This window comes from Flagellimonas alginilytica (assembly GCF_042134605.1).
In the GTDB taxonomy this organism is placed as follows: Bacteria; Bacteroidota; Bacteroidia; order Flavobacteriales; family Flavobacteriaceae; genus Flagellimonas; species Flagellimonas alginolytica.
On sequence record NZ_CP169638.1, the window covers coordinates 2,909,419 to 2,930,003 of the forward strand.

Annotated in this window: 25 protein-coding genes; 10 read left to right on the forward strand and 15 right to left on the reverse strand. The window is 36.4% G+C overall.

Annotated features, from left to right (window positions below):
* From ABTP35_RS13010 to ABTP35_RS13055, 10 genes are all read right to left on the reverse strand, one after another.
* The gene (locus ABTP35_RS13010; protein WP_094998110.1) at positions 1 to 1,017 is read right to left on the reverse strand and encodes a hypothetical protein; all 1,017 of its coding nucleotides are present in this window, start codon (positions 1,015 to 1,017) and stop codon (positions 1 to 3) included.
* A 1-nt stretch (position 1,018) separates the two neighbouring features.
* A complete protein-coding gene (locus tag ABTP35_RS13015) occupies positions 1,019 to 2,275 on the reverse strand; it encodes a hypothetical protein (protein ID WP_094998111.1) in 1,257 nt (418 codons plus the stop codon).
* A 77-nt stretch (positions 2,276 to 2,352) separates the two neighbouring features.
* On the reverse strand, positions 2,353 to 3,153 hold the full coding sequence (locus ABTP35_RS13020) for a DUF4138 domain-containing protein (protein ID WP_094998112.1): 801 nt from the start codon (positions 3,151 to 3,153) through the stop codon (positions 2,353 to 2,355).
* Between the two features lie 11 nt (positions 3,154 to 3,164).
* Positions 3,165 to 4,142 (reverse strand): conjugative transposon protein TraM, encoded by a 978-nt coding sequence (gene traM, locus ABTP35_RS13025; RefSeq protein WP_094998113.1) that lies wholly within the window; start codon positions 4,140 to 4,142, stop codon positions 3,165 to 3,167.
* 12 nt (positions 4,143 to 4,154) lie between these two features.
* The gene (locus tag ABTP35_RS13030; RefSeq protein WP_094998114.1) at positions 4,155 to 4,769 is read right to left on the reverse strand and encodes a conjugal transfer protein TraK; all 615 of its coding nucleotides are present in this window, start codon (positions 4,767 to 4,769) and stop codon (positions 4,155 to 4,157) included.
* Between the two features lie 31 nt (positions 4,770 to 4,800).
* On the reverse strand, positions 4,801 to 5,640 hold the full coding sequence (locus ABTP35_RS13035; RefSeq protein ID WP_094998115.1) for a hypothetical protein: 840 nt from the start codon (positions 5,638 to 5,640) through the stop codon (positions 4,801 to 4,803).
* Positions 5,640 to 6,221, reverse strand: a complete 582-nt coding sequence (locus tag ABTP35_RS13040; protein WP_094998116.1) for a conjugal transfer protein — start codon at positions 6,219 to 6,221, stop codon at positions 5,640 to 5,642. The genes ABTP35_RS13035 and ABTP35_RS13040 overlap by 1 nt, the downstream gene beginning before the upstream one ends.
* 23 nt (positions 6,222 to 6,244) lie before the next feature.
* Positions 6,245 to 8,671 carry a TraG family conjugative transposon ATPase gene (locus ABTP35_RS13045; protein ID WP_094999271.1) on the reverse strand — a complete coding sequence of 809 codons (2,427 nt, stop codon included), beginning with the start codon at positions 8,669 to 8,671 and terminating at the stop codon, positions 6,245 to 6,247.
* Positions 8,672 to 8,694: 23 nt separating this feature from the next.
* Positions 8,695 to 8,979 carry a hypothetical protein gene (locus ABTP35_RS13050; protein ID WP_094998117.1) on the reverse strand — a complete coding sequence of 95 codons (285 nt, stop codon included), beginning with the start codon at positions 8,977 to 8,979 and terminating at the stop codon, positions 8,695 to 8,697.
* Positions 8,979 to 9,266, reverse strand: a complete 288-nt coding sequence (locus ABTP35_RS13055; RefSeq protein ID WP_094998118.1) for a hypothetical protein — start codon at positions 9,264 to 9,266, stop codon at positions 8,979 to 8,981. The genes ABTP35_RS13050 and ABTP35_RS13055 overlap by 1 nt, the downstream gene beginning before the upstream one ends.
* 165 nt (positions 9,267 to 9,431) lie before the next feature.
* Here ABTP35_RS13055 and ABTP35_RS13060 point away from each other — a divergent pair, with 165 nt between their 5' ends.
* The 6 genes from ABTP35_RS13060 to ABTP35_RS13085 all read left to right on the forward strand — a co-directional run bounded on the left by ABTP35_RS13060 (position 9,432) and on the right by ABTP35_RS13085 (position 14,645).
* A complete protein-coding gene (locus ABTP35_RS13060) occupies positions 9,432 to 10,094 on the forward strand; it encodes an N-acetylmuramoyl-L-alanine amidase (protein WP_094999272.1) in 663 nt (220 codons plus the stop codon).
* Positions 10,095 to 10,316: 222 nt separating this feature from the next.
* Positions 10,317 to 10,532: a helix-turn-helix domain-containing protein gene (locus ABTP35_RS13065; RefSeq protein ID WP_094998119.1), complete on the forward strand. Its 216-nt coding sequence runs from the start codon at positions 10,317 to 10,319 to the stop codon at positions 10,530 to 10,532.
* A 1-nt stretch (position 10,533) separates the two neighbouring features.
* The gene (locus ABTP35_RS13070; RefSeq protein ID WP_094998120.1) at positions 10,534 to 11,427 is read left to right on the forward strand and encodes a hypothetical protein; all 894 of its coding nucleotides are present in this window, start codon (positions 10,534 to 10,536) and stop codon (positions 11,425 to 11,427) included.
* Positions 11,424 to 11,702, forward strand: coding sequence for a hypothetical protein (locus ABTP35_RS13075; RefSeq protein ID WP_375334246.1), 279 nt, complete (start codon positions 11,424 to 11,426; stop codon positions 11,700 to 11,702). The genes ABTP35_RS13070 and ABTP35_RS13075 overlap by 4 nt, the downstream gene beginning before the upstream one ends.
* Positions 11,702 to 13,480, forward strand: coding sequence for a DUF2326 domain-containing protein (locus ABTP35_RS13080; RefSeq protein WP_094998122.1), 1,779 nt, complete (start codon positions 11,702 to 11,704; stop codon positions 13,478 to 13,480). Before ABTP35_RS13075 ends, ABTP35_RS13080 begins: the two co-directional genes overlap by 1 nt.
* A gap of 10 nt (positions 13,481 to 13,490) precedes the next feature.
* Positions 13,491 to 14,645, forward strand: coding sequence for a hypothetical protein (locus ABTP35_RS13085; protein ID WP_094998123.1), 1,155 nt, complete (start codon positions 13,491 to 13,493; stop codon positions 14,643 to 14,645).
* 91 nt (positions 14,646 to 14,736) lie between these two features.
* On the opposite strand, the gene ABTP35_RS13090 is transcribed toward ABTP35_RS13085, so the two are convergent.
* The 4 genes from ABTP35_RS13090 to ABTP35_RS13105 all read right to left on the reverse strand — a co-directional run bounded on the left by ABTP35_RS13090 (position 14,737) and on the right by ABTP35_RS13105 (position 17,469).
* A complete protein-coding gene (locus ABTP35_RS13090) occupies positions 14,737 to 15,399 on the reverse strand; it encodes an ATPase (protein ID WP_094998124.1) in 663 nt (220 codons plus the stop codon).
* A complete protein-coding gene (locus ABTP35_RS13095; protein ID WP_188669483.1) occupies positions 15,396 to 16,082 on the reverse strand; it encodes a hypothetical protein in 687 nt (228 codons plus the stop codon). Before ABTP35_RS13095 ends, ABTP35_RS13090 begins: the two co-directional genes overlap by 4 nt.
* 7 nt (positions 16,083 to 16,089) lie before the next feature.
* Positions 16,090 to 16,368 carry a helix-turn-helix domain-containing protein gene (locus ABTP35_RS13100; RefSeq protein ID WP_094998125.1) on the reverse strand — a complete coding sequence of 93 codons (279 nt, stop codon included), beginning with the start codon at positions 16,366 to 16,368 and terminating at the stop codon, positions 16,090 to 16,092.
* Positions 16,369 to 16,644: 276 nt separating this feature from the next.
* The gene (locus ABTP35_RS13105) at positions 16,645 to 17,469 is read right to left on the reverse strand and encodes an RteC domain-containing protein (RefSeq protein ID WP_158657179.1); all 825 of its coding nucleotides are present in this window, start codon (positions 17,467 to 17,469) and stop codon (positions 16,645 to 16,647) included.
* Between the two features lie 118 nt (positions 17,470 to 17,587).
* Between ABTP35_RS13105 and ABTP35_RS13110 the strand changes: the two genes are divergently transcribed.
* Positions 17,588 to 18,343 carry a ThiF family adenylyltransferase gene (locus tag ABTP35_RS13110; protein WP_094998127.1) on the forward strand — a complete coding sequence of 252 codons (756 nt, stop codon included), beginning with the start codon at positions 17,588 to 17,590 and terminating at the stop codon, positions 18,341 to 18,343.
* Positions 18,344 to 18,388: 45 nt separating this feature from the next.
* Here ABTP35_RS13110 and ABTP35_RS13115 read toward each other — a convergent pair whose 3' ends face one another.
* The gene (locus tag ABTP35_RS13115) at positions 18,389 to 19,147 is read right to left on the reverse strand and encodes a response regulator transcription factor (RefSeq protein ID WP_094998128.1); all 759 of its coding nucleotides are present in this window, start codon (positions 19,145 to 19,147) and stop codon (positions 18,389 to 18,391) included.
* A gap of 161 nt (positions 19,148 to 19,308) precedes the next feature.
* On the opposite strand from ABTP35_RS13115, the gene ABTP35_RS13120 reads away from it, so the two are divergent.
* The 3 genes from ABTP35_RS13120 to ABTP35_RS13130 all read left to right on the forward strand — a co-directional run bounded on the left by ABTP35_RS13120 (position 19,309) and on the right by ABTP35_RS13130 (position 20,437).
* Complete coding sequence (locus ABTP35_RS13120; protein ID WP_094998129.1) at positions 19,309 to 19,992, forward strand: hypothetical protein; 684 nt, start codon at positions 19,309 to 19,311, stop codon at positions 19,990 to 19,992.
* Between the two features lie 148 nt (positions 19,993 to 20,140).
* The gene (locus tag ABTP35_RS13125) at positions 20,141 to 20,272 is read left to right on the forward strand and encodes a hypothetical protein (protein ID WP_262494254.1); all 132 of its coding nucleotides are present in this window, start codon (positions 20,141 to 20,143) and stop codon (positions 20,270 to 20,272) included.
* Between the two features lie 24 nt (positions 20,273 to 20,296).
* Entirely contained in the window at positions 20,297 to 20,437 is a 141-nt protein-coding gene (locus ABTP35_RS13130; protein ID WP_188669484.1) for a hypothetical protein, read from the forward strand.
* Positions 20,438 to 20,585 lie beyond the last annotated feature (148 nt).

A 20,585-nucleotide genomic window follows, 5' to 3' on the forward strand; every position in this document is an offset into this window, starting at 1 on the left:
TTATTTGTAGAGTTCAAAAAAATCTTTTCGATTTATTTTGAAAAAATCGAGCATAAGGGCTAAAGAGCCTTTTAATTCGATATCAAGGTCATTTGGTTTTGTTAAACTTTTTTCAAATGCTTTTTTTTCAAATGATATTGCCCATTTAAATATTCCTTTGATAGTTTCAACTTTAGAGTAATATTCTTTTAAAATATCCATTTCGGTTGTGTCTAAAGATTTTTTAATCTGGCTTACAGACATTTTGGAACTGGCAATTTTTACTGCCATTTCAATAGTCCTGTCAACTCCTTCTTGCCCCAAATTTCCATATTTAAAGCCATCGCTTAATATTGATTTTCTTTGGTCAGGTTCCAAAAAAGCAATATCCTTTAATATATAGTCAAGAATTAAAAAGCTATGGGAAAGTATAATGTAAGTAGCTCTTAATGCTATTTCCTTTTTTTGTGCATCAAAACACTTTTTTATGAAATAATAAAGAATTATTAAGGTTGAGTTATAACCGCTAAAATCTAGTTCACTTAGTAATCGAGATTTAGATTTTTCATAAAGGGTTTTCCAAGTTTGATTTTTAAACTCTTTATAACTTTTTATAGAATTAAAAAGTGCTAATAATTCTTCTTCGGAAATTCGTTCTATATTATTATAAGACAGTTTTTGAAGAAAACTACCGTCTAAAATAGTTGTATCGTGCCTGTGTCCGTATTTTCTAACAACTTCTTTTCTGTCGGTTGTTGCAACCACACAACTGTCGAATCCGAGCAATTGCTGTAAACCTTTTGCCCATAAAATTCGTTCAAATGCTTTAGGAGATTTTTTGTTTTTAATATCAACATTTGTTCGTTCCCTACTCAAACTTGACACTCGGCCATACAAAAACAAGTCAATATCTGTTATTTCATTTCCTTCAAATACATATTTTATTCCACGTGCTACATAATAACCATTATTTAGAAAATACAAACGTAATTTCTCTTCCATTAACTCGCCTTTAAAAAGTTCTGTTTGTTTTTCCATATTAATTTCTCATTGTTCTTAATAATTCACCAACGTTTAGACTAGGTGATGTTGATTTTTTCCTGCGGACTTTCCATCTATTCTCTTCAGGTCCAGTATAATTTGAAACACTAGTACTGCTAATTCCTGATTCCAATGTAGATTTTTCCGCAAGGTCTCCTTTCTCAATTACATCAAGAGCTATTTGTGCAATATCATATTTCAATAATCTCATATAAAACCTACTTCCGTGACCATGTTCCAATTGAATTACTCTATTCATTTCTAATACTTGATAATCTTGCCCAATTGCTGTACATGGACCAACTCTTTCACCTCTTAATAGTTTTCTTAAAGTGTTTGTAAGCATTGAATAATCCTGAATCTTTCCTCGATTTGAAGTACTAACTTTTAAGCCATAAATCAACGAAGAAATAAAAGCTTTAGCCAAATCCAATGCATCATCCTCAAATGGGTTTCCAAATTTTGCAAAAGAAGAAGGTTTCGTTAAAAATATTTTAGAATGCTGATTATTGCTAACCTCATTAAAATCATACATAGCGATAGATTGTAATTTTGACATTAGAGTCTGTCCAAGTATTGTAAGAGCAGTTTCTATGGTTACACATCCATCTTTAGAAATTAAAATATCTAGATCTGAAACTTTTTTTGCATCATCGGAACTTAAAGAACTTAATACTTTCGCTGTTTTTTCGACGGAATCTCTTTTGAAAAGATTTCCATTAAAATAAGTTTTTGCACCATCAAATTGTTCAAAATCTATTATTCCAATATCTTCGGATTGTTGAAATAGTTTTGTATTAGTTTTACTGTCAAGCTTATAATTATCTCCGATATATTCTTTTAATAATTTCTCTTTTATGGGTTTGTCAGAACTATAGTTGGTTAGTTCTAAAGATGCTTTTTGGAAATTATTTGAAGATTCATTAAAAATTTCGGATGTGTGAGTTAAAACCCCAGAAGTTGTAATACCTAAGATTGAAATATCACCACTTTGAGAGATGTCAATTAAATGAGCATCTTTGAGAGTTTGTTTTATTATAGGTAACTCTAATTTTTTATTAATGTTTAAAGAATCAGAAATTGCATTTACTTTATCCTTATTGAGTGTGCTTTCCTGTTCAGAAGCGGCTAAACTAGATAAAAGCAAACCGCATTTTCCGGCAAGTTCTATATCTTCAAAATCAGAGGTTCTCGTAACTTCTTGAAGTTTTTTTGTATGGTGAATTATCCAGGCTCCTTCTGTTCTATTTTCCATTAATTTGTTTTGTCATATTGTTATATTTATAACAAATATACTTTTTTAATCACAAAAAAAGGGGTGAAAAATATCTCTTAAATTTTGGTCTCCAAAATCATCTTCCTGCTCCCGTTCAGTTCCTTCAGCTCCAGCATCAGTTTTTCGTTATCGCCCAGGACAAACTTTGGGAGCACAAATACAAATCGTTGCGATTGTCCATTGGCAAGAGACTTGGGCATTTTATGTTTATAGATTACCTCTTGCTGTAACCGTTGGTAGGAGGCCTTACGTTTGCTGTTCCCGTTGGCACGGTACATATTGAGATAATCGATTTCAAAATCGATTCCGGATTTGTTCTTGACCTCTATGACCAGATACACTTCGGAAGCATCGTAGGCCATTTTCTGTAACTTTAACCGGATTCCTTTTTTGCGTTCTGTGGCAATGGTTTCAGAACTGGATCTGAGCAAATATTCGCTTGCCCTTCCAAAATAAGCCGTTCTGTCCTTATTGGAAGCTGTTATACTGTTTCCAGTTTTGGGTATTTCCATTATAGGACTTTCATTGCCGATGCTTTCATCCTCATCGATGAAATAGTTGAGTTTAGGAAGTTTTTCGGAATACTTCAAAATATAGGAATACACCTTGCCGTCACTGGTGACGGTCAATAGGTTGCTTTCGGTCCCCTGTTTAGCCTGTAACAATCCAAAATACTGTTCCTTCTCACGGTTGTAGGTAAATACAAAATGGGAAGCTCCTGTAATACCCTGTCGAATAGGTTTGGGAAAGAACAAAGCAACGTTCTTTTGGTCATTGGCATAAATGGTATCGAGTGATCTCTGTGCCTGTATCGAGATTGTAAAAGTCAATAACAGTAAAGTGATAAAAGTTTTCATAAGATTGATATTTAATAATTGCCCATCATGGGCTTTCCTTGAAATTTGGTCTTGGATATTTTTAAAATGAGCCTGTAGTTATCGGTAATCGTTACTTTGACATTGCGGTGGTTCCGCTGGAAAATCTTCTTGAACCCGCTGACCTGTGGTACACCGGCAATGTTGATATCGTCAACCATATCGCCAACGATTTCATTGGTGACCTCGGCCCTAAAGCTGTTTTCTACATAAATCCCCTCGCTACCGTCTTGATAGTCATGAGCCTTTAATTTTACGGGTTGATGATTGATGTTTTCAATATCGATAATTGTCCTATTGGGCTTAAAGCTGACAAATCCATAAATGGGCGTATTCTTGGGAATCCATTTTCCGTAAATAGTCGCATCTTTAAGGAGTCGCATCTGTAGGCGATAATTGGTCTTGACGGTCTGCGTGCCATCCACACGGACATAGATGAAACCGTCCGTGCTTTTTGCATTCAAATCATCATTCTCAATGGGATGGGAAGCAAAAAAGAGCTGGTGCTCCAAAGCACGTTCCTTGACTACGACCTCGGTTTCCTGTTCATAAATGACATCGATAGTGTCCTTTTTCTCCTCAATAGTCGGTTTCGATGGCCTGTATCTCGGATTGATGTTTTCATAGGATTGTTCCAAATACTTAATCTGCCCTTGTTGGTAGATACTGTCCACCAATTGCATTTTTCTCTTGTCCAACAAATCCGGGTCATATATCCCCGTGGAATCCAATAGCCGTTCATCATAGATGCTTGGTGCGTTGGTCTGCCTGACCTCCTTTAAATCGTTCAGGGCATCCAATTTGGAATCGTACTGTTTTTGGTCGTCCTCCAGTTCCGGTACGGGAACCTGGTTATTTTCCAAGGTCGGTTCTTCATCCTCTCCCAATACCAGCATGGCATAGCTACCTATAAAAAGCAGGATGCATACCAATACAATGGAAAAGATGATTTTGTTTTTTTCTACCTTCATTTTGTACAGGTTTTATTGTTCATCATTGATTTTTCGTAATGTTTTTTCAAAAAAGGCGGTAATCAGCAATCCGTGGGTATTGTTCGGAAAGTTCCTGTCCACCTTGATAAGGTTGCCTGTTGTGATAAGCTCGTAGGTATCGGTTATGGAACCCCGATTGATTTCAAATGTGGTCCTGGTCTCAAATCTGTAAGGCTCGTTTTGGATATCCACTTTGGATTCGATACTCAACACTTTTTGAACGAGCGAATACTGTAACAAACGGTTATAGACCCCATCGGCCTTTTTCTGGCGGTACAGGGCATCCACCGAGCTATTGCCCAACCACAGCGCCTTTTCCAGATTTCTTTCGTAATTGCTCGCATCGATATTGTAGAAATAGGTATGGAACAGCTCCAGATGGGCCAATGCCTCCACGTTCAGATTTTCCCGTTGGGAGACCAATTTCAAGGGAATCACGCTACCGTCCGAATTGACCACAAAGGCATTATTAACTGTTTCCTTATGTAATTTGATGACCATCAGTACGGAAACAATACAGGTCAGTACGGCCCCTATAACGACCGTCAATATAATAAAGCGGTTGAGCTTTAGAATGTCGTATATGTTTTTATAAGGTGTTTTCATTTTAAGTATGGATGAATAATAACCTAATGTCTTAGGCACTAAAAAGTTTAAAGGTGAAGGAGATGGCCCTGCGGTACAGTTTGAACTTCAGGAATACGATAAACCCGATGGAACCCAATTGCAGCAACGGGGCAAAAAAGCTGCTCCCCCAATCCGTTCCGAACAGGTTGCTCCAAAAATTCGTATTGATTTCGGTGTAGAGGTTGTTCACGAATACATTCACCAAGAAAAAGGCCGGCACCAACATATAGACCCCGGCATACAGCTTGAAGAAATTGTACGCCAAAGATCTGAACTTTTCAAAGACAGCCAAACTGATGACCAACGGGAAAAAAGCCTGCATGATGCCCAATAGGAAAAACCGCTCCGCCAGAAACAAGGGATAGATGAACAAATCCAACAACCAAAGGAACACCCCGATGATAAACGCCAGCATCTTCATCCCGTACAATGGTGTCACCAATGCTTCATATAATATAGCCATTGCTTTTTTGGCGGCTTCCAAGGCACCCACATCCTGTTCGATGTCAATATCCTGCATCTGCAACGGGAGGAGTGCCGGAGCCGTGTCCCGGTATCGGGTCTCGATGGCCACCAAAATGGCATCGAAAACGCCCAATACCTGTGTTGAGAAAATGACCAGAATGACCACGGCGAAGTTCTTGGCCAGTTCCGCAGGGGTTAACCCCCAGGTATAGCCCTCGTTGTTCGCTACGCCCTCGTTGTATTTTTTCAGGATATTGACCAAGAAGAACAGTACCGCAAGGGCCTTCATGCCCCCAATGGTATATTGCGAGAAGTCACTATTTTTTATGGTTTGAAAAATAGTGTCCACATATTCCAGTCCTATGCCCAAAAAAATACCCGACATCAATAATTCGTTTCCCGGTTATTGATTTTGTGTTGCATTTCCCGAAAGGCGATAATCTCCCGATACCGTCTGGTCTTCGCCTCGATTTCCGCTACCATTTCCTTGGATTCCAGTTCCTTTTCCTTGAGGACCGCCGCACGTTCGGCATCCGTCATTTTCATACTGTCACTGGACAGGATTTGGTCGATGTATTCCATAGCCGCTATGGAATTTTCCAAAATGGCATCAAAGGAATCCGATATACGGGTAACTTCATCGGGCTTGATAAACGGGGAATTCAATATTTCCCTTAAATCGCCCTGCACCACTTGGTACAGGCGTTGGTTGTTCTCGGCAAGTTCCTTGACCGCCTTTAACTGTTTGATGACATTGTTGACCTTATCGATGTTCTCTTTTTGCTGTTTTAGAAACTTGACGGTCTGCATCAGGTTGCTGGTCTGTTTAGCGGATTCGACCAACGATTTCATAAAGGAAATAAAGTTCGTGTTGTCATACACGGGCATCCCCTGGGCCGTGGCACGGCCGGGCAATAAAAAGGCCAAGGTTAGTGCCAATACTAAAATTTTGATTTTGTTTCTCATTTTTCTGTGTTTTAAAGTGATTATTATTGTGATTCTTGCAAGAAGCGACCAATGGCCGTTTCCATATCGTTTGTTTCGTTATAGATGGCCATTATGGCCTCGTTTTCCTGTCCGTCGGTGAGGTAAGCGGCAAAGACTTCCGGCGGTACTTCCAATCGGAAAATGTTGCTTTCCTTTCCTATCTTGATGAACATCTCGGTGTACTTTCTATCCCCGGTCAGGTTGTTCCGGATGGATTTCAATTGGTTCAGGTCATGACTGGAGAGGTTAAGCCTCTTTTGTAGTTCAGAATACCCTTTTTCGTTCCTTAGACTGTATATGACCTGGGTATTTTCAAGGATGCTTGCCGATGTGGAATTATTGGGCAATTGGTTGATGGACTGGAGAATGATCCCAATGGCCCCGTTCTGTTTACGGATGGCCTGATAGTAGAACTCCACGCTTTCCAGTACGTTGCCGAACTTCAGTTGTTTGGCAAACTCATCGAAGAGAATAATGCCTTTTTCGGCCTTGTTCCTCCAAATGGTGCGTTGGATAGCGGACTTGATGAGCTTGAGCATTACGGATAGGATTTCCTTGTTGTCCTTCACTTCGTCCAGTTCAAAGACAATCAGCCGTTTGTCCTCGATTTTATAGGTCTGGTCTTCGTTGACGTTGAACAGGAAACTGTACAGTCCATCATCGACATACTCCGAAAGGATGTGCAGAAAATCATAGATATTGAAATGCTGTTCCTGGATGTGCAGCTCTTCCAAAAGGCTGTCCTTCTTCACATCGACGAATCGGTATAGGTTTTCTAAAGAATGGGTACTGTTCCTATTCTGTAAATAGTAGTGTCGCAATACTTTTTTGACCGCAACTTCTTCAGCTTTGGTCGTTGCTTTTCCGGAGGCCAAAAGTTCCAAAATGAAAATGGCTAAATCCTCTAATCGCTCTGGTGTCAAATCCTTGTCATCGGAGATATAAAAGGGGTTGATGCCCAGATTTTTCCCTTGCTCGTACCGCAGAATGATGTGTTTATCAGGATAAAGCTTGGCAAACTTGGCATAAGAACCACCTAAATCTATAATGACCAGTCTCACATTTTGCTCGAAATATTGACGTAAGATGTTATTGGCCAAAAAGGATTTGCCCTCGCCCGTAGGGGCGAAAACGGCAAAGTTCCTGGCTTTGATGCGTTTCTTTTTTTCGTCCCATACATCTTTCAGTACGGGTATGTTATGTTGCCTGTCGTTAAAGATGATACCCGTGGCATCGGATTGGTAATTGGTATTGTTGATATACAAGCAAAGGGCGTGTTTTAAATCGGTGACGTATAAATCCTCGTTGGAAAAGTTGGAGGCATGGCAGCAATAGGAGTTCAGAAAATAGTTTTTCCGTTCCTCTCCCTTTGGGTAGTAAGGCACGACGTCCAATTCCTTGAACTCGGTCTTGATTTTGGAAGCGATTCTTTCTAACTGTGCTTCCTCCTTATCCCAAAAAACAATGTTCAAATGTCCTCGAATAATCCGCGAACTGTCATCCTCGTTGATTTTGGCAACGATGTCCTCGATTTTCTTTAGGACAACCTTATTTTGCGTACCGAAATTGGAACTCTTCTTCAGTTCCTCGATTTTTTTATCGAGCAGCTTTCGCCATTTGTGCTTGTCGTCCAGATAGATGATTTGGTTGACGATATGGTTTTCATTAAGGTTCAGTCCCAATCCATCGATATACCCTTGGTGGAACACAAAATCGTCCGAAGTAAATTTTTCATTGGTCTTGCTGCTCTGTACCACATCGCCAAAACACAGTTCGTTATTGATGGCCAGCACATCAAAATGGTTTTCGCCGATTTCAATGTTAGATTTCCCACCACGGCGGGCAGGCTTCAATTGAATATCGGTATCGAAGCCGTCGTTGAACCCGTTAAAATAAGTATCGGTCAATTCAAAGATTTCTTTTTCCTTTAATGGAAAAAGGGACACCCTCCGGCTATTGTTGACAAAGGAAACGGCATCGTTCACCGAAGCGATGAACTCCTGTACGGTATGGCCCATCTGTTTATGGATACCCTTTTCGATCTTACGGAACGGATTGGTAAACTTGGCAGCGTTCAATGTCTTGTTGTGAGGAAGGACAAAGAACAGATAGCAACTATGTTGCAGGTAATCCCGCCCTTTAAAATAATCGTGGATCGCTTTTTGGAGAAAGGTATCATTGGGCAACTCGTTCGCCGTATAGTGGCTTTTGCGGTAAACGTCCTGTTTGTGGATTACCGTAGCCACGGGCAATGATTTGAACGCCTGGAACCACGAACCGTGAATGTCCTCAAAGTCTTTTTCCGACAGGGAGTAGATTTCAGGATTGTCCACTTGGTAGCCCAAGACCACATTGCCATTGTTGGCAAAGATTATATGGCCCTGGATGTCCAAAATGGGATGGTATGCCGATAGATTTATTTTATTCATATAGGTTTTCAAATTAATGCCCATTATGGGCCTTCATAGTACAGGTTGGTTTGCTTCTTGTTGCTAATGGTCTGTGGGAATACCTTTTTGATTTGCATCAAGGCAGGGTTTTTGGTAAGGTGGGCCAGCACTGTATATAATGTCCCGTTCCATAGGAATACGGAAACGATGACCGCAAAACTGAACGAAAAGATGATGAACAGTAAAGAGCTGATAACGGATGTCATCATCAAGGCGAACAGGGATATGGGCAACCCCATAATTACAGCCCGCTTACGAATGTTTTTATAGACCTCGAACCGTTTCATTAGACCACTATACCAATTAAATAGGTGAAGATGCCCACTACGGCTCCCGCAATGAGTACAAAGACCAGTACCCGCGTGATTCCTTTTTTCAAATCGGCATTTTCACCAAAGAAATGTCCTGCATTGAACAGGAACCCAATCAAGAATATGACCCCGAGGATAATCGGGAAAATGGCACGGATGGTATCGGAAACATCGTTGACGGAATCTTCGATGCCCCCGATCTGGGCAAAAGTCGTACTTGAAATGAGCAGTGAAAGAATGGTTACATACAATGATTTTTTCATAATGGAATCGATTTAAAATTTGCTTGATTTTGATATTCGAAAAATACTGTATATTGCAATTCAAATAATTGATAATCAGTAATTTGTGAATAAAATAAATTTTAAATTCGATTGTTTTTGTTTGATGTGAATTGGCATCAAATCGTATGGAAATCTGAAAAACCTATGTTGATAACTCTAAAATTTTGGAAGGGGCCGGGCCTCAAAAACGTCAGTTTTTGGATTTCGCTCCTGCAATTCTGCTTTGTTTTCGGTCAGCAAAAAACAATTGTCATTGACCCCGGACATGGTGGAACCGATTCCGGTGCCGTAGGTATAAATGATATATTGGAAAAAGATGTGGTTTTGAATGTAGCCAAAGAAATTACCGTACTTAACAAAACCCTTTTTGATGATAGATTTGCTATCTATTCGACCAGATATACCGATACTTTGATTTCACTAAAGGATAGGGGCCGATTGGCCAGGGCACTCAAAACGGATGTGTTTGTGTCCTTGCACTGCAATTATTCTGATAACCCAAATGCAAGGGGTGTTGAAGTTTATGTGTCAAATCGGAAAGCCAAATATTCCATTGAAGCCACTTGGCTAGCATATAATATACAAGCAAACCTGAATAGGAAGCTTGGTTTTGAAAGTAGGGGCGTAAAGTTTGCCAATTTTCAGGTACTTCGGGAGACTGTTGCGCATGGCCCAACGGTACTTGTTGAAATGGGCTTTATGACCAATACCGATGAAGCGGGTTATTATTTGAAGCCTAAAAATATTCGGGCTATGGCGTTGGCTATTTTAATGGGATTATATAACTATTTTAATGCTGGACTATGAAGGAGTTCTTTGTTGAGACTGTCAAAATAATGAAATGGATAATTATTGCTTTTTTTAAACAAGTTAAAATTATATTTCAGGACAAATATTATAGATAGATTTTTATATGTCGTCTAAATCATTGATAAGAACATTTCGAAAAACCTCAATAATTGAAACTTTTAAGTTACATTTGTGCGATTGCTTTGTTCGTCTAAAAAACAATAATTTAAAGTTGTTTGTATGAAAATATCTGGTAATAATATAGGTGAAATGCTTAAAGAAGCAAGAGAGCAGAAGAAATTAACCCAAGAGCAATTGGCCCAAAAAGTAGGTAAAAAACGTGCTTATATTACAAGAATTGAATCAGAACAAGGAAATAAAATAAACCTCCAGACCTTAAGGGAAATAGTAGAAAAAGGCTTGGATGGAGAATTAAATATTGATTTGGATTTATAGAATGGAACAGCTACTTAAAAAGGCTTTCAAAATTGAAATTGAGGCAAAACAAGGCTCAAACTTCGAGGAGTTTGTTGATGAGTTGTTCCTATTGAAATATGGTACAGAAAACTATATCCCTATTCGAGGTACAAGGGATAAAGGAAATGATGGAACAATTTTGTCCGAAAAAAAGATATTGGCTTGTTATGCTCCAAAGAAATATAATAAGTCCGATTTTGAGTTTAAGGTTCTAGGTAGTGATAAAAAAGAAGGAGATTTTCCTAAGTATTTGAATAGTTGGAAAGAACAATTTTCCAATTGGGAAATGCTTGTAAATCATGAAATCTCACCAGACCAGCTAAGTCTTATTGAAGGACTGGAGGGAAACACTTCTATTAGAGGAATAAAGCAAATTCTTCATATAATTGAGAACGATTTCACAAGTAACCAAAGGCGAAAACTAGCCACCTTTTTAGGTATTGGTGAATACTTCAAACAAGATTATATTTTGGATATTGTCCAGGATTTATTGGATGGCGCAAATAAAGATGACACTATTCCATTTGACAAGGAAGATTTAACCCCTCCAAAAGAAAAAATCGAATTAAATTTTAATGAGCAAGATTGGGATGGAGTGAATTCCGAAATGATGTTAGTTATGAAAGACTTTACAACAATTTCTAATATTATATCAGGATATGAGGATAATGAAAAAGATTTGATAAAGCGTAGAGTAATTGAAGATTACAATAAATCTGGAGGCGATTTTAAAGCTAGATTAAACAATTTGACGGAGCAATACACAAAACAGTATAGTAATCTTGATGATGATGGGTATAGATTGAATGTTAGAGCAATTTTACTTTATATGTTTGAACAATGTCTAATAGGAAAGAAAACAAGTAAAGAATGATATTACCGCATCCAGAAAGTAATTTAAGGACTAACTTAATGGTTTTAGGGGCTGATATTATAGGAATTATGAGCAAAAGTCCTTTTAAGGGAGAGTATGTTTTGGTCGATGATGTGATGAATAAATTTTTACAAGTAGATAAAAATAGAACACCAGACCTTTTTTTGTATGCAGTCACTTTTTTACATACTATAGGAAGTATTGAAAAGAAAGAATATAAAATAAGGTTAGTCAAAAATGAGGCGGATAAAGAGCAATTAGATTTATTTCAATAATGTTGATAAGACTATATTCAGAAACCAATTTAATAGATAGTGTTCCATTTCTTAATGGTATAAATATCATTTTGGGTAAATATTCTGAGGATAAGGAAGCAAGGGGAATAAATGGTATTGGTAAATCATCATTAGTTCGTCTAATCGATTTTGCTCTTTTAAGTGGAAAAGCGGAAAAAAGATTTTCTCAGAAGAAATATGATTTTTTAAGAGATGAAGAACATAGTTTAACATTAGAATTTGAAGTCCGTGGAAAGAAATATTTTTTGAAGCGATACTTTTCTGACCTTAAGACTATATTTTTTAGTAATCGCCCAGATAAATACGAAGAATACGAAAAATCAGAAATGCCAAGAATACTTGAAGCCATCTTTTTCCCGACCGAAAATAGTGAAGTATTTTTCGAAGGGAAAAGATATGGTACTTTAATGGAGTTTTTTGTTAAGGATGACTTGCAAAATCAGCAACGAATAGACCCTTTAAATTTCGTTTCGTACAACGCTAATGTTAGAGACAAAGCATTATATAATTTTTACCTACTAAATCTACCAACTAAAAATCTTGTAAACTTTAATGATGTATCTAAAGATTACGAAGAAAAAAGTAAGACAATAAAAGGTCTTACAAATAAAATAAAGGCTGATACAGGGAAAGAAGTAAAAGAGTTTCGTACAGAAATACTGAAGATAGAAAAGCAAATATCAATAATTGAGAAAAGTCTTAAAGATTATAACTTTCTTGAAAATCATAAGGATATTGAAGGTAAACTTACCGAAGTAATTAGCCAAATAAATGAAAAGTCCACACTATATCATATAACAAACAGAAAGCTAGAAAAACTAAAATCATCTTATTCTGATGTTTCAAGTATTGATATTGATAAGATTCAAAAGCTATATAATGAAACCTTATCAACATTTGGAAACTTTGTAAAAAAGAGTTTAGATGAAGTAATAGAGTTTAAAAAACAACTTTTAGCTAATAGAAATAAGTACTTACTTGATGAAGAAAAGAAACTTACAAAAATTATCCACACTGCACTTAGTGACCTTGAAATCTTAGAAAAAAACCGTAGTCAGTTATTTTCTTTGCTCAAAGAAAAAGGGGCTTTAGACAGAATCGAAACTACTTATGAAAAATTGATTGAAGAAAAAACTCTTTTGGAGAGAAACACTGCCATCATCAAAGAAATTGACGAGATTGAGACTATCATGGCGAATACAGACATTGTTATTTCCGAATTAAAACGTGATATAGTAAATGAAGTCAATGAGGTTGACAAGAAGCTGAATGAACTAAGGCTTTTGTTTCAAGATGTTTTAGAGAATGCAATATATCTTGATGAGGAGTTTGATAACTCATATTTTGATGTTACCATTAACCCATCTTCTAAAAGAAACCAACTACCTTTTTCAATAAACATCCAAATTCCAAAGGCAGATGCTTTGGGACAAGAAAGACTAAAAATAGTATCTTATGATTTAATGGTTTTTCTCAATAATAGATTGAATAAGAGAAATATACCTGATTTTTTAGTTCATGATGGAGTATTTCACGCAATCTCTAAAAGAACGATATTTAACGTATTGAACTATATGTATCATAAGGCAAATGAACTTCAAAATTTTCAATACATTCTTACTTTTAATGAAGATGAAATTGATTTTACTGAAGAAGTGAGTAGCAGATATGGTAAGTTGGAGTTCGATATTTCTGATTATGTAATTGCCGAGTTCTCAGATACAGAAAAAGAAACACTATTTAAGCGTTTTTTCTAAATGGCTTGATATGACTAAATCAGAAGAATGGGCGTTTAATTTGTGTGAAAACTCTTTCTTTTCGTTGTTTAGTTTTGCTAATCCTATAGGTAAAAAAGGTAAAGAACTTTGTGATGTAATAATTATCTGCGGTTCTGATATTGTGCTAATTTCTGTTAAAGAAATTAATATTAAGCCAAGTGATAATTTTGAAGTCGATTATAGTAGGTGGACTAAAAGGGCCATTGAGAGTTCATTAAAACAACTAAATGGGGCTGAACGGTTCTTAATAAGTTCTTCTAATTTTAAATTGGAAGACGGAAAAATAGAAATAGAATTACCCAAAGAAAAAAACTTCTACAAAATAGCTTTAGCAATTGGTGGGCAAAGAAAATTCCCTATGCCTGAATCTATTGAGAACAATGGTTATGTAAATATCATGGATGAAATTTCTTTTCATTGTATTATCTCCGAACTAGATACTATAACCGATTTTCTTGATTATCTAAAAGAAAAACAAGAGAAACTTACAAGCATTCATTTCTCAGGACAAGGAGAAGAGGATTTATTAGCATTTTATTTATCTAATGGTTTTGATTTTCCAAATGACACGTATCTCTTTTTAGATGATGATTTGTATGAAAGTGCAAAAACCAGTGCAGAGTACATCAAAGAGAGAGAAAAAAAGAAAAATAGCTATAAGTGGGACTTTATAATTAATCAAATTTCCCATAATCACTTTCAAAGAAATGGGTATAATACCGATACTCTTAACAGTATGATAATTGCCTGTAAATTGATGGCTCAAGAAACCCGGCATGAAAGGGTAAAATTGGTCAATAATTTAGAACACGTAATAAACTCAAATGTTAGGGCACGAATATTTTATTCACCATCCTTTAATCATATCATTTATGTCTTCCTTTCCAGTAAGTTCAATAATTCGAATGAAAGAAGAAAAGAGCTGGAAATTAGATGTCTTGTAGCTGCTTTTTTATATAACAAGTCAGCCGCAGTAATTGGTATTGCATGGGAAAAACAAAACGATTTAGACACTTATGATGTAGTTTATCATAACTATCAAGAGGTTTGGACGAATCAATTTGATAGAAATGCACTGAATGCAATAAACGATTTAGGATACTTTAAGAATCATTATAACGAATTGCAAAACACTGAAAGCTAAGACATAATTAAAACATCAAATCAAAATTTTATGTATACTGTTAAGTTGTATCTTTCAATCTTGATGTCAGGAAGAAAGAAGGACTATTATCTCATTTTCTCTTATCCCCAGCTCCCTTATCAAAAGCCACCAAATTAAACAACTGTCGCAAACGTGAGCGTACCCGATTACCGTAGCGTTCCTCCAACTCCTGGGCATTGAGGTTGGTGGTGGCATGGGTCTGGATGTTATGGTTCAGGAACAGTTCGTAACGAGATAGCAATATTTCTCCAAGTACATTGCAGTCCTTCCCGAAATGTCTACCTGTGGGTTCTACGCCCAGGTCGTCAAAGCAGTAGAACTTTTTGTCCCCATAAGCCTCAATGATTTTATAGCCGATATTGTTAAAGGCAAAGGCAATGTTCCGGGTGGGGATGACTTCATAAGGTTTACGGTGGGGTACGATATGACGCAATAGTTTCATCAGACTGGTCTTGCCGCAACCCACGGGACCGGAAAGCAAAATGCCCTTATGAATGTCGATACCGAGTTTTTTACAGTTCGCCTCGTCCTTAATGTAATAATTGCACAGCTTAAAAAGTATGTTCTGGTCTTCCTCATAAATCCTGAATTTTTTGCCAAAGAGCAATTTCCCCTTTGCATTGAGATAAATGAGCATTTTATCAAAATCGTAAATGATTTCGTTGTTCTTGAATGTTCCCAAGGTATATTGAACACTGCCCTCGATGATGATATGTGGTTTATGGGAACTCATAGGGGATCACTATAATTTTTATTGGAACTTGTCTTTAGGTTGTCCGTATTTTGGCTAACTGCAACCACTGTCTTAACTGTTTTGAGCTCGTCGGCTTTTAGCATCCAGTTGCGGGCGGTAGCCTGCCAATCGATAATCTTTGTTTTACCGCCTACTTTCCAGCCGATGCCTTGGTAATGGTTGTAAAATTTTTTGGCCTCCAGTTCCGGCCAATTTTCTTCTTGAAAAAAAACGATGACCTCATTTTCATTTTTGGGCCGGTCAAGTTTATTCCCGTTTGTATTGTTTATTACTGTTTGTATATGTTTGTTTATAGGTACCACCGCTTGTCCATTGCTTGTCCCGATATTGGTATGGCTTGGGTACAGAACTTGTCCATCACTTGTCCCAAAATTGAACATCTTGATTTTGCTGCCGTGGAATGGATTGTGGGAAGGTTCGTATAGCAGGTATTTCCAATGGTGCAGTTCTTTGATACAACGGTGGTAGGTGGTCTTTGAACCGATTTTTGAAAACTGAATCACTTCTTCCCGGTTGATATGGAAATTAACGGGGAAGTGGTAATTGTTCCACAACTGGAACAAGGTCACGTACAGACTGATGTGCGTGGGATTCAAACGGCCGTCTTTCGAGAATTGCAGGAACACGGCATTCAGGTGCTTGATGTAATTTATCTGCTCCAAAGAAATATCAGAATTTGTTATGGATTTTGTTCTTTTCCATCACGTTCATAATTTCCTCATAATCGTAATAGAGTACACCACCCACTTTGGTATAGGGTAATGTGCCATTGATTCTTAGGTTCTGTAAGGTGCCGGAAGAGATTCCCAAAAGCTTTTTTACCTCTGGGGATTTTAGCCATTTTTTAGAAACGTGTCCTGATTGGTTTTGTAAAAGTTGTTTGATGTCATCGAGCAATTCTGTTTTGAATTCCCGAAGATCTTCGGTGGTAATGATGGTTGCTGCCATAATAAAACGATTTAAATAAAAGAGACCATCGCATTACTGTCACCTAATTTGATGGCCTCTTTGCTGATTTGACTTTCGTTTTACAAAATTGATGGGCTTTGGTGAGTTTTATTCACAAGACAGGACATCTTGGGTATTATTTTTTGTTGATTTTAAATGACTTATATTGTATTCGTTTGGGTGTTTGCAAGTTTTGATAGTTAGCTAAAAGGTATCAAAGAAAATGAGCGTTGTCCCTTAAAACGGAAACACCCAAGTTATCGAACTTTGGTGTTTTTATTCATCGATTTCATCCATGCGTTTTTCGAGATTTTCCTTTAGTGCATCAAGGAATTTGGTCCTTCCTTTTTTTCGCATTCGTATTTCCAAAAAAGCTCTGTAATAATCACCAAGATCGACTTTGAAAATACGTTCAGCGGCGTATGCAATATCTTTGATATCCGCCCTTCCTTTGTTTACACAATTGGTACTGTACAAAGCATAAATAAGTTCTATCAAATCTATTTTATTGTTGGTCCACATCATTCGAGACTCTCGAAGGGACCCATTATTTTCTAATCTATCTATCTCTCTTTTTATATATATAATGAGCAAGTCGTAAGCCATAATCTGGGCTACCATGCTATCATGGCTTGTTGAAAATTGTTCGTCTGTTAAAAAGTGGAAAGTTCCAGGGAAGAGCTTAATTGTTGCGTTACCTCTCAAAAAGTAATACTCATCGAAAATAGATGATTCCCTTCGATAATAAGTATAGAAATCCAGATTGTCATTCAGATACGTTTGCAGTTTATTTATCTGGGAATTAAAATATTTGATTTGTGATTTCGTACTTCCTCTTGGTCTTTTGTTTTCAATATCAAATAGTTTAAGATGGTAAATGAGTTTACTGTAGAGCTTGGGCTTGATTATTTTAAAAAAGTAAATCTCACTTTCCTTATTGTCAAACCCTTGAGAAAGCACGATTTTCCGAGCCTTTTTAAGACTTTCCTTAGCCTTCTCAATAATTTTTTCAGCTTTGAATATTATTGAGGTACTATTGTCAAACTCCAAGAATTCAATATGCCTTTCAAGGTCGCTTAATATGTTTGCGTACTTTTTCAATGAGAATGTTATGGATTCTGTTAAAATTATTAAAAATGAGCCCGATTGAAACTACACTTATGGGTAGGATTCAATTCAACTATTAACCCTAATTTTGATATCAAAACAATAAACAGGAATGCAAGAACGATACCTGCGAAATAGAATATACATTAGTGATGAAGAGCAAAAAATCATTAAGGATTGTCCCATAATATTGGGGGGTAGCGGAATAGGAAGTGTAATTGCCGAGTGTGCCCTACGTTTGGGGTTTGAGAATATCACTATTATAGATGGCGACAAGGTAGAGCTATCCAATTTGAACCGACAGAATTATACTGAAGAGGATATCGCCTCCGAGAAAGTAGAGTCCATAAATGCTAGATTGAAGGCTATCAATAAAGAAGCTAATATTGAGGTTTATAACAGTTTTATAACTGAAACCAATGTTGAAAAGTTTATAAAAGGCCATGCAATTGCTATTAATGCCTTGGATTTTACAACAGATATCCCATTACAGTTTGACAAAGTTTGTCAAGAAAATAATATTCCTGTAATTCACCCGTATAATTTAGGTTGGGGAGGACTTGTTACGGTAATTGCTCCAGATGGTATGTCATTATCTGCTATTGCAAAACCAAATGAGAAATTTAATGAGGTCAATATGGTTGAATACATGTCAACGTATATGAGATTTTGGGGAAATCCTCAAGATTGGATCGATGAAATCATCGAGAAATACAAAAGCGAAAAGGAAAATTTGCCACCTCCACAACTTTCAATTGCCTCTTGGAAAGTTGCCGCCATGTGTACCCATATCCTCTTTGATATCGCTACAGGAAGAGCAGTAAAAAAATTTCCTGAATTTTATTTATCGACGATATTGAATTCTTGAATAATGGACTAACATAATTATGTTTGTTTGCCAGAGCCTTACAATCTAAATGAGTTTATTATTGGTGGCATACATAATAGCTTCGGATATATTGGTCACTTCCAGTTTGTCGAATAACTTTCTTCTATGGAATTTTACTGTATCCGGAGACACATAAATTGATTCGGATATTTCATTTATGGTAAAACCTCTGGTCGATAGCTGTAATATTTCTTTTTCCCTCGATGAAAGTTTTATTTTTTCATCGGCTTTCCAAAAGTCACCATCAAGATCATACTTGAAAATTTTATTGTCCCCCTTTTTGTAAATTTTTATGTTTCCTGCTTGTCGTTCTGCAGATAAGGAAACAATACATATGGCTTTCCATATTTTGCCATTATTGGTCAAGAACATGGGGGTCAATTTTTGATTTATCAAAATGGTTTTTCCTTCTTGGTTTTTTATATGAAAATCATATGAGATAGTATGATTCTTTCTTTCCTCCATTGGGATTTTATCATAAAATTCGAACCCTGCCGTGTTGATTTTAATCAGCAGATCCAAATCGGACTTTATTACATATTTAAAGTAAAATGCGTACCCCATCTCCTTAATTTCTTCGGCAGTATGGCCACAAAGAAACAATGGGTTGTCCGATACATACTCAAAGCCCCTTTTCTGATAATCAATCACATAGATGCTTTTGTATGTAGTCCTTGAGAAAGCTTTTATAGCTTCTAAATAATCTAATGTTTGTCCTTGACTTCCCTCTGGAATTTCATTAACCGAATTCTTAAAGGAAAAGAAGTCTTTCATGTCTGCCATATAGTGTAGGTATAAGTGTTTACTGTTACAAATGTAACTTTTTTCTTAACATTTTAAAAACTACACTTTAGTATAGTTTTTATGTAACTAACTAACAACTACCATTTTGTGTAAAAATAGAGCTATGTAGTCCCAATAGATTTGGAAGTAAAACCAGAATTATGATACTTCCAAAAAATTATTTAAAAAGATTAGAGTTAGAACAACTATTTGACCTGGCCAAGTTTGTGGTCAATGAAAACTTCAAGCATCACACAAGTAGTATTTACCCTGAAAATTATGAAAATGACATAAGTTCAATTTTCCAGGAAGAGATGCTTTATTTTAAAAATGCTGGAATTTTTGTTTCCAAAGACGAGGATAATTCCATAATAGGATCGATTAGGGTACTACGGTGGAATTACAAGGACATATTGCCTATCCAGAAAATATTCGGTATTAATCCATTACTGTTAAATGGTTATGACATTAATAAATCCATTTGGCATATTGGCAGATTCGCCATAAAAAAAGGAGTTAAGGATATCAATTTATTTAAGAGGCTTATGGTTTGTGCCATAGCTCCTATATGTCAAGATAAAAACGCTGTAGCTTATGCAGAGTGCGACAGTAAACTTTTAAGGGTCATGCTAGCGTTGGGAATTAAGGCCACTCCTGTAGATAAACCTATCAATTATTTAGGTTCCGAAACCATTCCCGTGAGTATGCGGTATAAAGACTTAATTGGCTTCTATAATAAAAACAAGTCTTTGGTTCCTGTAGATTTTTTGACTTCAACCATGAATTCAGAACTACCCAAAAGGGTAGTTTCTCCTGTTCATCAATACAACTACTCTTTAGTGTAGCATTAAGTAAAGTACTAAAATATAGTTTTATACACGAAGAGTTGATTGTAAAAACAAACAATATACTCTTGGCCGAGAGATAGACCGAAGAGCAATTAATGTCTTGAAACTAAAATTGAATCTTATATAATTATAAATTTTTTTAAAAATGAAAAATTCGAATCCAGAAAAATTCTTGGACACTCAGGAGCTATCAGCTTTGGAAAACGAAACCTTAAAGGGTGGAAATGCCGAAACTGATGTTAAGGTAGAAAAGAAAAAGGAGAAAAAACAAGAGTAATAACCAATCTTAAATTTTTTAAAAATGAAAAATTCGAATCCAGAAAAATTCTTGGACACTCAAGAACTATCAGCTTTGGAAAACGAAACCTTAAAAGGTGGAAATACCGCTGTTGATGATGTTGAAGTAAAAAAGGAAAAGAAGAAGGAGAAAGCTTCCGAGTAGGGAGTCTTTGATTATTAAGGAGGTGTTTATAAATATACGCCTCCTTATTACCAATAACCAAAAAATCACTTAAAAATAGAAAATAAGATAAAGGCACCAGATAACTTTTTAGAAACTGAAAAACTATCAGCACTTGAGAAGTTGACTA